Source organism: Streptomyces sp. NPDC006487, assembly GCF_042870555.1.
Classification (GTDB): domain Bacteria; phylum Actinomycetota; class Actinomycetes; order Streptomycetales; family Streptomycetaceae; genus Streptomyces.
Window position 1 is genome coordinate 1 of sequence record NZ_JBIAHN010000001.1, and the last position, 12226, is coordinate 12226.

A 12226-nucleotide genomic window follows, 5' to 3' on the forward strand; every position below is an offset into this window, starting at 1 on the left:
CAGATGTGGAAGCCCGGTAACGGGTGGAGCTGACTGGTACTAATAGGCCGAGGGCTTGTCCTCAGTTGCTCGCGTCCACTGTGTTAGTTCTGAAGTAACGAACTGTGTCATATCCGGTTTGGTTAACTTCATAGTGTTTCGGTGGTCATAGCGTTAGGGAAACGCCCGGTTTACATTCCGAACCCGGAAGCTAAGCCTTTCAGCGCCGATGGTACTGCAGGGGGGACCCTGTGGGAGAGTAGGACGCCGCCGAACAATTTTTGAGAAAAGCCCCGTACCGGGTAACCGGTACGGGGCTTTTCTGCGTTTACAGGCCGGTGCACCGGCTCCTGTAGGGTCAGAGGGCATCGTTCGACATTTCTACAGTCACAGTGGAGGCCCCCGGGTGGAGGTCCAGGAGACTCGGGTTCAGACTGACCGAATTTTCACCATTCCGAACATCCTGAGCATGGCTCGCCTCGCAGGCGTACCCTTGTTCCTGTGGCTGATCCTGGCCGAGCACGATGGCTGGGCTCTTGCCGTCCTCATGCTCAGCGGGATCAGCGACTACCTCGACGGGAAGCTGGCCCGGCGCTGGAATCAGATCAGCAGCCTCGGCCGGCTGCTGGATCCCGCCGCGGACCGGCTGTACATCCTGTCCACCCTGTTCGGTCTCACGTACCGCGAAATCCTGCCGCTGTGGCTCACCGGGGCACTGCTCGCGCGCGAGCTGATGCTGCTGGTCATGGTCTGGATCCTGCGCCGGCACGGCTATCCGCCGCCCCAGGTCAACTTCCTCGGCAAGGCCGCGACCTTCAACCTGATGTACGCGTTCCCCTTCCTGCTGGTGAGCACCTGGTCGGGTTGGTTGGCCTGGATGGGGTCAGTTTTCGGATGGGCGTTCGCTGGATGGGGTACAACCCTCTATTGGTGGGCAGGAGTCCTTTACGTGGTACAAGTCCGCCGGATCGTCAAGGCGGACACCACGGCCGATTGAGCTCGCTCGGCGCCTGACTGACGCGGGGGAGTGGTCCAGTCACCGTCCGGGACGGGTGAGGTCGGCGATACGCCGTCTCTCAAGGAGGACTCTTCCGACATGAAGGCCGTCGTGATGGCTGGTGGCGAAGGCACTCGGCTTCGCCCCATGACCTCAAGCATGCCCAAGCCGCTCCTGCCGGTGGCGAACCGGCCGATCATGGAGCACGTGCTCAGGCTGCTCAAGCGGCATGGGCTCAACGAAACCGTGGTCACCGTGCAGTTCCTGGCGTCGCTCGTCAGGAACTACTTCGGTGACGGCGAGGAGCTCGGGATGGAGCTCACCTATGCCAACGAGGAGAAGCCACTCGGGACCGCCGGCAGCGTGAAGAACGCCGAGGAGGCTCTGAAGGACGACACCTTCCTCGTCATTTCCGGCGACGCGCTCACCGACTTCGACCTGACCGACCTGATCCGTTTCCACAAGGAGAAGGGCGGGCTCGTCACGGTGTGCCTGACCCGGGTTCCGAATCCGCTGGAATTCGGCATCACCATCGTGGACGAGGAAGGCAAGGTCGAGCGCTTCCTGGAGAAGCCGACCTGGGGCCAGGTGTTCTCGGACACCATCAACACCGGCATCTACGTCATGGAGCCGGAGATCTTCGACTACGTGGACGCGGACGTCTCCGTGGACTGGTCCGGTGACGTCTTCCCGCAGCTGATGAAGGAAGGCCGGCCCATCTACGGCTACGTCGCCGAGGGCTACTGGGAGGACGTCGGCACCCACGAGAGCTACGTCAAGGCCCAGGCCGACGTGCTCGAGGGCAAGGTCCAGGTCGACATGGACGGCTTCGAGATCTCCCCCGGCGTGTGGATCGCCGAAGGGGCCGAGGTGAGCCCGGACGCGGTGCTGCGCGGCCCGCTGTACATCGGGGACTACGCCAAGGTCGAGGCCGGCGTCGAGATCCGCGAGCACACCGTCATCGGATCGAACGTCGTCGTCAAGAGCGGTGCGTTCCTGCACAAGGCCGTCGTGCACGACAACGTGTACATCGGGCCGCACAGCAACCTCCGCGGCTGTGTCATCGGCAAGAACACCGACATCATGCGCGCGGCCCGGATCGAGGACGGGGCCGTCATCGGCGACGAGTGCCTCGTCGGGGAAGAATCGATCATCCAGGGGAACGTCCGGGTCTACCCCTTCAAGACGATCGAGGCGGGCGCCTTCGTCAACACCTCGGTCATCTGGGAGTCGCGGGGGCAGGCACATCTGTTCGGCGCGCGCGGGGTCACCGGCATCCTGAACGTGGAGATCACCCCCGAGCTCGTGGTCCGGCTGGCCGGTGCCTATGCGACGACCCTGAAGAAGGGGGCGACGGTCACCACGGCCCGCGACCACTCCCGTGGCGCGAGAGCGCTCAAGCGGGCCGTGATCTCGGCGCTCCAGGCGAGCGCCATCAACGTCAGGGACCTGGAGAACGTACCGCTGCCCGTGGCGCGGCAGCAGACCGCGCGCGGCAGTGCCGGCGGGATCGTGCTGCGGACCTCGCCGGGAGTGCCCGACTCGGTCGACATCATGTTCCTCGACGAGCGGGGGGCGGACCTCTCCCTCCAGCAGCAGCGCAAGCTCGACCGGGTCTACGCACGCCAGGAGTACCGGCGGGCGTTCCCCGGCGAGATCGGCGACCTGCAGTTCCCGGGAAGCGTCTTCGACGCCTACACCGGCTCGCTGCTGCGGCGGGTGGACACCACCGGGGTCGCGGACTCCGGGCTCAAGGTGGTCGTGGACGCGTCCAACGGCAGCGCCGGCCTGGTGCTGCCCAGCCTGCTGGGCCGGCTCGGGGTGGACGCCCTCACGGTCAATCCGGGGCTCGACGAGTCCCGGCCCACGGAGACGGCCGAATCCCGCCGGGCGGGACTGGTGCGGCTCGGGGAGATCGTGGCGTCCTCGCGGGCAGCCTTCGGAGTGCGATTCGACCCGGTGGGCGAGCGGATCTCCCTCGTGGACGAGCGCGGCCGGATCATCGAGGACGACCGGGCACTGCTGGTGCTGCTCGACCTGGTGGCCGCCGAGAAGCGCAGCGGCAAGGTGGCGCTGCCGGTGACCACGACCCGGATCGCCGAGCAGGTGGCGGCGTACCACGGGACCCAGGTGGAGTGGACGACGACCTCGCCCGACGATCTGACCCGGGTGGGCCGGGCGGAGAACACCATCTTCGGCGGTGACGGGCGGGGCGGGTTCATCGTCCCCGAGTTCAGCAGTGTCTTCGACGGGTCGGCCGCCTTCGTGCAGTTGATCGGGCTGGTGGCGCGGACGCAGCTCACACTCAGCCAGATCGATGCCCGGATCCCCAGGGCGCACGTGCTGAAGCGGGACGTGCCGACCCCGTGGGCGGTGAAGGGGCTCGTCATGCGGCGGGTCGTGGAGGCGGCCGGGGACCGGCAGGTGGACACCACCGACGGGGTGCGGGTCGTGGAGGCCGACGGGCGGTGGGCCCTGGTGCTGCCGGATCCGGCGGAGGCGGTCACCCACCTGTGGGCCGAGGGACCCGACGACGCGTCCGCGCAGGCCCTGCTGGACGGCTGGGCAGCGGTGGTGGACGGCGCCGGGCACTGAGCACCCCGCCCGGGACGGCGTGGGCCGGAACGCAGCGGCGTAGGGCCGCAAGTCCGGTGGAGCGGGCGGGGCGAAGGTCCCGTCCGGTCCACCGGGCGTCCGCATTCGGTGGGAGCGGCGCCGACATGCGACGATGTGCGGCATGTCGCAGCCGCCCCACAACCGCAGTTCGGCACCTCCGGCGCGGCCGGACGCCTCCATGTCGCTGCTGACGCACGTGATGGACCACTCCCTCGACGAGGGCTACGCGGAGGCTTCGGCCCGGCGCGAGGCCGAGGGCACGTCCGGCCTGCCGCGGACCCTCAAGGCCAAACTGGGTCTCGCCGCCGGGCTCGTGCTCGCCGCGATGGTCGTCACCCTGGGCGCCGCGCAGGCGCGGGCGACCGCGCCGGTGCTGGCCAAGGAGCGTCAGGAACTCATCGACCGGGTCGAGCGGGCCGACGCGCACGCGGACGGTCTGGAGCGGGACATCGAAGGGCTGCGGGACAGCGTCGCCGCCCGGCAGCGCGAGGCGCTCAAGCAGCACGGCGGCGAACAGGGTCAGCTCGTGGCGCTGCTGTCCGGGGCCACCGAGGTGCACGGGCCCGGGATCAAGCTGACGGTGGACGACGCGAAGGGCTCGACGACCGGAAACGGCACCAAGCCGCGCGAGAGCGCCGGATTCTCGGACACCGGACGGCTCCGCGACCGCGATATGCAGAAGATCGTCAACGGGCTGTGGCAGTCGGGGGCCGAAGCGATCTCCATCAACGGGCAGCGGCTGACGTCCCTCTCGGCGATCCGGGCCGCAGGTGACGCGATACTGGTCGACAACAGGCCGCTGGTGCCGCCGTACGAAGTGCTGGCGATCGGCGACAAGAAGCGCCTCGGGACCGAGTTCCAGGACTCCGCGGACGGCCAGTACCTGCACGTGCTGCAGGAGAACTACGGGATCCGCTACTCCTTGTCGTCCGAGGCCGAGATGCGCCTCCCGGCCGCGTCGAGCCTGACCGTACGTACGGCTACAGCAGCAGAGCAGCAGAAGGGTGCATCGTGATCGCGGTACTGGGCCTCGTGGTCGGAGTGGTGGTCGGACTTCTCGTCCGCCCCGAAGTACCGGCCGTGGTGGAGCCTTATCTGCCGATCGCCGTGGTCGCGGCGCTGGACGCGGTGTTCGGAGGCTTGCGCGCGATGCTGGACGGCATCTTCGTGGACAAGGTCTTCGTGGTGTCGTTCCTGTCGAACGTGGTCGTGGCGGCGCTGATCGTCTTCCTCGGAGACAAACTGGGCGTCGGCTCGCAGCTGTCCACGGGTGTGGTCGTCGTCCTCGGCATCCGCATCTTCTCCAACGCCGCGGCCATCCGCCGGCACGTGTTCCGGGCGTGAGGCCGATGAGTACGAACGACACCCCGCCCGAGGAGCCCGGGGCCTCGGCCTCGGCACAGGGGCCGAAGGCACAGCCTCCGCAGGCACAGCCTCCGCAGGAGCCGCCGGCCGGGCCGGTGGGCGACGGGCCCGAGTCCGCGGGTGACGTGCCCGGGCCCGAGCAGGTCCGGCCCGAGCAGACCGGGCCCGAGGAGACCGGCCGGCAGCGGCTGGCGGCCGGGCTGTGGCCGCCGCGGGTGAGCCGTGCCCAACTGATCGTCGCGGTGCTGCTGTTCGTCCTGGGGCTCGGGCTGGCCATCCAGGTGCGGTCGAACAGTGACTCCAGTGCGTTGCGCGGAGCCCGTCAGGAGGACCTCGTACGGATCCTCGACGAGCTGGACGGGCGGACCAAGCGGCTGGAGGACGAGAAGCAGACGCTCGATGACCAGCGCCGGGAGCTCGAGAGCAGTTCCAACCAGGCCGAGGAGGCCCGGAAACAGACCGTGGAGAAGGAGCGCCAACTCGGGATCCTGGCCGGTACGGTGGCCGCGCAGGGGCCGGGGATCGTGCTGAAGATCACGGACCCCAAGGGCCAGGTGCTGTCGGACAAGCTGCTGGACACCCTTCAGGAGCTGCGGGCCGCCGGGGCCGAGGCCATCCAGATCAACGGGGTGCGGATCGTGGCGGACTCGTACTTCTCGGACGAGGAGGACGGGGTCGCGATCGACGGTAAGAAGATCACACAACCCTATGAGTTCAAGGTGATCGGCAAGCCTCAGGACCTGGAGCCGGCGCTCAACATTCCCGGTGGCGTCGTCCAGTCGCTGGAGAAGGAGCAGGCGGTCGTCGGCATCACACGTCCGGCGAAGATCGTTGTGGATGCCTTGCGGGCTGCGAAGCAGCCTGACTACGCTCGGTCGTCGTCGTCGTCGTGATGCGGGAGGTGCGGGAGACCGGCTCAGGCGGGCGAATGCCTGCGGGGGGTCGAGGCACCGAAGTCGCGGTGCGTGGTGGAAACTGTCTGATGGTTACGGACGTTGTAAGTATGTCCGGGTCGGCAGGTGTTGCATTCGGAGTTCGTCCTGCCCCACGGGCGGGTCTGTTTCGGTCAAGGGGAATCGCCCGTGAAGTTGTTTGAGAAGTTGTTCGGCAAGAAGAACCGCGAGGAAAGCGGTGCGGCCAGGCACCGCGCGGGGCACGGAGACGTGGAAGGGCAGGGCGACCGGCCGCTCTTCCGCGACGAGGTCGCCGGAGCGGGTGACATTTCGGGCGCGCACGGCGCGTCGGCTGTTGACCCTGCCGGTACCGGACGCATAGGTTTCGGTGAACCATCAACCTCGAGTACGGGTGGAGGGTTTGCCCCCGACCCGTATGCCACCAATGCCTCCGCGGGGCAGCCGCGGCGCGAGGAGCCGTCCATGTCGGCCGAGCAGATTTGCAGCAGGTGCGGGCACCGCAGCGATGCGGCGAGCCGGTTCTGCTCCAACTGCGGGGCGCCGCTGCGGGCGGGTCTGACGCCGGAGCGTGCCTCGGAGACCACGTCCACCATCTCGATCTCGGGCCTGGAGGCCTACGAGGCCGAGGTGTCGGGACAGACGCACGTGTCGTCCTCGCTGTCCCCCGAGGCCCAGGCCGCGGTGGAAGCGCTGCCCCCGGGTTCCGCCCTGCTGATCGTGCGGCGCGGCCCGAACTCCGGCAGCCGGTTCCTCCTGGACGGTGAGCTGACGACGGCCGGCCGGCACCCGCAGAGCGACATCTTCCTGGACGACGTCACCGTCTCCCGGCGCCATGTCGAGTTCCGCAGGAGCCACGACGGTTTCACCGTCTCCGACGTCGGCAGCCTCAACGGCACGTACGTGAACCGTGAACCGATCGACTCCGTCGCCCTGCACAACGGCGACGAGGTGCAGATCGGCAAGTACCGGCTGGTCTTCTACGCGAGCCTGCGGGGGCACTGACCCTTCAAGGGAAGGTCCCATGCTGCGTATCCCGGCAGGCGGTGCCGCCAAGGGCGGCACCGCCACCGCCGCCTCCTCGGGCGTGCGGCTGGTGAGCATCGGAACAGTGCTCACGATGCTGCGTGACGAGTTCCCCGAAGTCACGATCTCGAAGATCCGTTTCCTGGAGGCGGAGGGGCTCGTCGAGCCCAGGCGCACACCTTCCGGATATCGCAAGTTCAGCACGGACGACGTGGAGCGTCTCGCCCACATCCTGCGGCTCCAGCGCGACCACTACCTTCCGTTGAAGGTCATCCGCGAGCATCTCGACGCGCTCGCGCGGGGCGAGCAGATCCGTATCCCGGCGCCCACGGCGCACGGCGAGTCCGTCGACCCCGCGAGCCCCGTCGCCCTCTACGGCGAGGTGGGCCGGGAGCGGCCGACCGTGGCCCGGGTGGGCCGGGCCGAGCTGATCGCCGCCGCGGAGGTGGACGAGGTCCAGCTCGTGGAGTGGGAGTCCTACGGGCTCATCGCGGAGGCGCCCGGCGGCGGTTTCGACGCCGAGGCCGTCACCGTCGCCCGTCTGGTGGCCGATCTCGGCCGATTCGGTCTGGAGCCGCGCCACCTGCGGGCGATGAAGGCCGCCGCCGACCGGGAGGCCGGTCTGGTGGAACAGGTCGTCTCGCCGCTGCGCCGGCACCGCAATCCGCAGACCAGGGCCCATGCCGAGGCCACCATGAAGGAGCTCGCCGGGCTCTCCGTACGGTTGCACGAGGCCCTCGTACAAACTGCTCTCGGGGTGCGGCTGCACTGATCCTGAGGGGTTTTCGGGCCGACTTCTGGTGACTTGGCAGGGGCTTGGGGGCAGGCTTGGGGGAGCCCGACTACCCAAACCTGCCGAGCAGGTCCTAGGGTTGCTGTGTGAACGAGCTCGACGTTGTGGGTGTCCGGGTGGAAATGCCCTCGAACCAACCGATCGTGCTCCTGCGTGAAGTGGGAGGCGACCGGTACCTCCCCATCTGGATCGGACCAGGGGAGGCGACCGCCATTGCCTTCGCGCAGCAGGGCATGGCCCCTGCCCGCCCGCTGACACACGACCTTTTCAAGGACGTGCTGGAGGCGATCGGCGAGGAGCTCACCGAAGTCCGGATCACGGATCTGCGGGAGGGCGTTTTCTACGCGGAGCTCGTCTTCGCCAGCGGAGTCGAGGTGAGCGCGCGGCCCTCCGACGCCATAGCGCTCGCCCTGCGGACCGGGACGCCGATCTACGGCAGCGACGGTGTGCTCGACGACGCCGGAATCGCGATTCCCGACGAGCAGGAGGACGAGGTGGAGAAGTTCCGCGAGTTCCTCGACCAGATCTCGCCAGAGGACTTCGGTACAGGCCCGCAGTGATGCGCGGGTCGCGCCGTCCTCCCGGATATTTCAGCCCATTCGAGTAGCCTTTCCCCGCAATGGGGTACGGGAAACCACTCTCAGGGTGATTATCACTCGGCGTGCCGAGTGTGGCGATCGTTGACGCACCCCTGGTGACTGCCTACCTTCGAGATGGCAGGTCAAGGACGGAGGGTCGGCGTGAGAGTCACGGGCGACGGTATGACCGGGGGCATCCCCGCACGGAGTGACGGTGGGCCGTACCCGCTGCACGGTGGTGCGGTGAACTCCGCGCGCCGTCAGCCGGAGCCCGCGCCGGTCGGTTCGGTGGGGCCGGTGGGACCCCAGGGCGGCGAGCCCGCACCCGAGCAGGTCGGATACCGAGGGCCGACGGCGTGTGCCGCGGCCGGCATCACGTACCGGCAGCTCGACTACTGGGCGCGGACCGGGCTGGTGGAGCCCACGGTGCGTCCCGCCTACGGGTCGGGGACGCAGCGCCTCTACAGCTTCCGGGACGTGGTCGTCCTCAAGATCGTGAAGCGCTTCCTGGACACCGGGGTGGCGCTGCAGAACATCCGCACTGCCGTGCAGCACTTGCGCGACCGGGGTTTCTCGGACCTGGAGCGGATGACGCTGATGAGCGACGGCGCCACCGTGTACGAGTGCACTTCGCCGGATCAGGTCGTCAGCCTGCTCCAGGGCGGCCAGGGCGTCTTCGGCATCGCCGTGGGCGTGGTCTGGCGCGATGTGGAGAACGCGCTGTCGCAGCTGCACGGGGAGCGCGTGGACACGGGCGAGACGGTGGTCGGGCACAACCCCGCCGATGAGCTGGCCGCCCGGAGGAACCGGGCCGTCTGAGGGCGGTGTGCGGGGCTGGGGACCGGGGCGGGCCGGGTGGTCCGTCCGGGTCCGGTACGGTCCGCGGCGGGCCGCCCGGCCCGCCTGTTGTGGGTTCGGACCGATTGTCAGTGCCGTAGGGCAGCATCGGAGCTGTGAGAGCCGCGCCGACCATCCTGCACCTGGACATGGATGCCTTCTACGCATCCGTGGAGCAGGCGTCGAAGCCCAGCCTGCGCGGCAAGGCCGTCATCGTCGGCGGGCTCGGGCCGCGCGGGGTCGTCGCCACCGCCTCCTACGAAGCCAGGCGGTTCGGGGTGCATTCCGCCATGCCGATGGCCCAGGCGCGGCGGCTCTGCCCCAACGGCGCGTGCCTGATTCCACGCTTCAGCCTGTACCGCGAGGTCAGCGACACGGTCATGGGGATGCTCCGGGAGCTGTCGCCCCTCGTGGAGCCGCTGAGCCTGGACGAGGCCTTCGTGGACCTCGAGGCGGGCGGCGTCGCCTTCGACGCGCAGGCCGCGCGGGCCATTGGCGAGCGGCTGAGGGCGGACATCACCGCCGCGACCGGGCTGAGCGGGTCGGTGGGGCTCGCGGGGTCCAAGATGCTGGCCAAGGTCGCCTCCGAGGAAGCCAAGCCGGCCGGGCTGCTGCTGATCGAGGTCGGCACGGAACGGGCGCACCTGGCACCCATGTCGGTACGGACCCTGCCCGGGGTGGGGCCGGCCACGGGGGAACACCTGCGGCGGGCCGGAATCACCACGGTGGGGGAGCTGGCGGAGGCCGGCGAGGACGAACTGATCCGGATGGTGGGGCGCTCGCACGGCGTCGGGCTGTACCGGATGGCGTTGGGGGTGGACGAGCGGCCGGTGGTCGCCGAGCGCGACGCGAAGTCCGTGTCGGTCGAGGACACCTTCGACGTGGACCTGCACGACCGGGTACGGATCCGCAACGAGGTGCAGCGGCTCGCGGACCGGTGCGTGGAGCGGCTGCGCGGGTCGGGGCACTCGGGGCGGACCATCGTCTTGAAGGTCCGGCGGTACGACTTCTCCACACTGACCCGCTCGGAGACCCTGCGGGGGCCCACGGACGACCCCGCGGTGGTGCGGGAGGCGGCGGCACGGCTGCTGGAGGCCGTGGACACCACGGGCGGGATTCGGCTGCTGGGGGTGGGTGTGACGGGGCTGGCGGACTACACGCAGGAGGATCTGTTCGCCTTCGCCGACGCGATGGCTGCGCGGGCTGGGGCGGGGGCGGGTGACGGCGGCGTCGCGGAGCGGCCTGCGGCCGGCGCTGACGGCGCTGACGGGGGGCAGGAGGCCGAGAGTCCTTCTCGGGGGCTGGGCGCGCTCCCAGGGCCGGAGCCGGAGCCGGAGCGGGACGAGAGGGACGGTCAGGGCCAGGGTGGGGGGCCCTTCACCGCCGGGGCCGTGCCGGGCGAGCACACCGGGCAGGGCCAGGCGGCCGGGGAAGGGCGGGCGGAGGCCGTTGGGTCGGGGCCGTCGGAGGGGCTCGGGCAGGGCCGGGGCACTCAGCGGGGCCTTGGCCGGGGGCATGGGCAGGGGCAGCGTGAGGTCGGTGGGCCGGGGCCGGGTAGCGCGTTGGCTCAGGGGGAGAGCTTCGGGCAGGGCCCGGGTCCGGGGCAGGGGCCGGAGCAGGGGTCGGGGTCGGGGCCGGGTGAGGTTGCCGGGCCACGGGGTGTCGGGTCGGGGCAAACGGACAGCATCGGGCACGGCCAGGACGACCTGCAGGGGCAGGGCGTTGGGCGTGGGCGCGGTGAGGTCGCTGGGCACGTGCAGGGGCCGGGGGAGGCTGCTGGGCAGGGGCTCGGGGGCGCGGGGGGTGTCGAAGGTCTGGTGGAGCGGCGCTGGGCGGCCGGAAGCGATGTGCGGCATGTGGTGTACGGGCCCGGGTGGGTGCAGGGGAGCGGCGTCGGGCGGGTGACCGTACGGTTCGAGCAGCCCGGATCCGAGCCGGGGCGGGTGCGGACGTTCCTGGTGGGCGACCCCGAACTGGAGCCGTCCGACCCGATGCCGCTGGTCGGGGACCGGGCCGCTTGCTAGCGGCCCCGCCGGGGCGCCTGCTGTGGGCTGCTGGGTGTGAGCGGCGGCCGCGAACGTGACGGTGGGTTCCGGCTGCACGTGGTGAGTCGCTGAGTGCCCGCTACCCGCTGAGAGGCGCCGGGTTCCCCGCTGCCGCTGCCGCTGCCGCTGCCGCTGCCGCTGCGGTCAGGTGTAGGGCCGCCGAGCGCTCCGCTGCTTGCTGCCCGCCGTCCACGGCCCGCCGTCGGGGTGGCGGCCCGCTGCCGCGTGCCCGCCGGGTGCGCGCGGGCTGTTGCCGGGGGTTCGTGGCTGGGGTGGGGGGCGTGGGGGAGCCCTTTTGAGGGGCGCGTCCTGGGCGAGGGGGCACCCGCTGCCCCGGGGGCTGGTGGGCAGCGGGTGGTGGGGTCAGGGGGTGTCGGGGGTTTTGTGGCCGAAGTCGTGCTGGAAGTCGGAGGGAAGGGCCAGGTCCAGGCCGTAGTGGTGGTAGAGCTGCAGCTCCTGTTCGGGGGAGAGGTGGCGGCCGACGCCGAAGTCGGGGGCGTCCTTGATGAGGGAGCGCTCGAAGGGCACGCGCAGGGTGTCGCCCACCATCTCGCTGGGCTCCAGCGGGACGAAGGCGTCCCGGCTGAAGAGTCCGGTGCGTACGGCGGCCCATTCCGGGACGCCCGTGGCGTCGTCGAGGTAGACCTCGTCGACGGTGCCGATCTTGGTGCCATTGCGGTCGAACGCCTTGCGGCCGATCAGGCTGCGGGGATCGATGTCGGTCTGCACGGTCCGGTCCCTCCATTTGGGCGCAACTCCTCCGGTAATGACTACAAAAGTGCATTTCCGGAGAGGGGGCCACTCGAGGGAGGGTCCCAGATCCTCGCTGGTAGGCTGGGTGACGGCTGTTGACCCTGTGCGGGAGAGTCCTCCGAGTGAGTGAGACGGAGGCGCCGAAGGAGCAAATCCTCCCCGGAATCTCTCAGGCATACGTACCGCACGTGGTGAGGCCACTCTGGAAAGCAGGTGCGGGAACCGGGCGCGCAGTGCCGGTCCCTCTCCTCACCGACGGTGAAAGCCGGATCTCGTGGGCGATCCCCGCGCGGCCCGGTGAAGCTCTCAGGTTGTGATGACAGAGG

11 protein-coding genes, 1 rRNA gene and 1 riboswitch are annotated in these 12226 nt (G+C 69.8%); of the genes, 11 read left to right on the top strand and 1 reads right to left on the bottom strand.

The features are described from left to right. Nucleotides 1-137 precede the first annotated feature (137 nt). The 11 genes from rrf to ACFYM0_RS00055 all read left to right on the top strand — a co-directional run bounded on the left by rrf (nt 138) and on the right by ACFYM0_RS00055 (nt 11126). Nucleotides 138-255: ribosomal RNA gene (rrf, locus tag ACFYM0_RS00005) — 5S ribosomal RNA — on the top strand. A gap of 130 nt (nt 256-385) precedes the next feature. Further along, complete coding sequence (locus ACFYM0_RS00010; RefSeq protein ID WP_388495147.1) at nt 386-976, top strand: CDP-alcohol phosphatidyltransferase family protein; 591 nt, start codon at nt 386-388, stop codon at nt 974-976. A 99-nt stretch (nt 977-1075) separates the two neighbouring features. Next, nucleotides 1076-3571, top strand: coding sequence for a sugar phosphate nucleotidyltransferase (locus ACFYM0_RS00015; RefSeq protein WP_388495148.1), 2496 nt, complete (start codon nt 1076-1078; stop codon nt 3569-3571). Nucleotides 3572-3704: 133 nt separating this feature from the next. Beyond that, nucleotides 3705-4607, top strand: a complete 903-nt coding sequence (locus ACFYM0_RS00020) for a DUF881 domain-containing protein (protein WP_388495149.1) — start codon at nt 3705-3707, stop codon at nt 4605-4607. Then, complete coding sequence (locus ACFYM0_RS00025) at nt 4604-4936, top strand: small basic family protein (RefSeq protein ID WP_112452698.1); 333 nt, start codon at nt 4604-4606, stop codon at nt 4934-4936. The genes ACFYM0_RS00020 and ACFYM0_RS00025 overlap by 4 nt, the downstream gene beginning before the upstream one ends. A gap of 5 nt (nt 4937-4941) precedes the next feature. Beyond that, nucleotides 4942-5850: a DUF881 domain-containing protein gene (locus ACFYM0_RS00030; RefSeq protein WP_388495150.1), complete on the top strand. Its 909-nt coding sequence runs from the start codon at nt 4942-4944 to the stop codon at nt 5848-5850. A gap of 483 nt (nt 5851-6333) precedes the next feature. Beyond that, nucleotides 6334-6873 carry an FHA domain-containing protein gene (locus tag ACFYM0_RS00035; RefSeq protein WP_274547808.1) on the top strand — a complete coding sequence of 180 codons (540 nt, stop codon included), beginning with the start codon at nt 6334-6336 and terminating at the stop codon, nt 6871-6873. Between the two features lie 19 nt (nt 6874-6892). Then, nucleotides 6893-7666, top strand: coding sequence for a MerR family transcriptional regulator (locus ACFYM0_RS00040; RefSeq protein ID WP_388495151.1), 774 nt, complete (start codon nt 6893-6895; stop codon nt 7664-7666). Nucleotides 7667-7773: 107 nt separating this feature from the next. Beyond that, nucleotides 7774-8247 (top strand): bifunctional nuclease family protein, encoded by a 474-nt coding sequence (locus tag ACFYM0_RS00045; protein WP_030009777.1) that lies wholly within the window; start codon nt 7774-7776, stop codon nt 8245-8247. A 180-nt stretch (nt 8248-8427) separates the two neighbouring features. Beyond that, nucleotides 8428-9084, top strand: coding sequence for a MerR family transcriptional regulator (locus tag ACFYM0_RS00050; RefSeq protein ID WP_388495152.1), 657 nt, complete (start codon nt 8428-8430; stop codon nt 9082-9084). Between the two features lie 134 nt (nt 9085-9218). Further along, entirely contained in the window at nt 9219-11126 is a 1908-nt protein-coding gene (locus tag ACFYM0_RS00055) for a DNA polymerase IV (RefSeq protein ID WP_388495153.1), read from the top strand. Between the two features lie 384 nt (nt 11127-11510). On the opposite strand, the gene ACFYM0_RS00060 is transcribed toward ACFYM0_RS00055, so the two are convergent. Continuing rightward, entirely contained in the window at nt 11511-11876 is a 366-nt protein-coding gene (locus tag ACFYM0_RS00060) for a PRC-barrel domain-containing protein (RefSeq protein ID WP_382979936.1), read from the bottom strand. A gap of 120 nt (nt 11877-11996) precedes the next feature. Next, nucleotides 11997-12095: riboswitch (glycine riboswitch) on the top strand. Nucleotides 12096-12226: the final 131 nt, after the last annotated feature.

What these genes read in the sequence shown, in the direction of transcription:
- ACFYM0_RS00035 (WP_274547808.1), top strand. Translation starts at nt 6,334, where the DNA reads ATGTCGGCCGAGCAGATTTGCAGCAGGTGCGGGCACCGCAGCGATGCG.
- ACFYM0_RS00020 (WP_388495149.1), top strand. Translation starts at nt 3,705, where the DNA reads ATGTGCGGCATGTCGCAGCCGCCCCACAACCGCAGTTCGGCACCTCCG.
- ACFYM0_RS00015 (WP_388495148.1), top strand. Translation starts at nt 1,076, where the DNA reads ATGAAGGCCGTCGTGATGGCTGGTGGCGAAGGCACTCGGCTTCGCCCC.
- ACFYM0_RS00030 (WP_388495150.1), top strand. Translation starts at nt 4,942, where the DNA reads ATGAGTACGAACGACACCCCGCCCGAGGAGCCCGGGGCCTCGGCCTCG.
- ACFYM0_RS00040 (WP_388495151.1), top strand. Translation starts at nt 6,893, where the DNA reads ATGCTGCGTATCCCGGCAGGCGGTGCCGCCAAGGGCGGCACCGCCACC.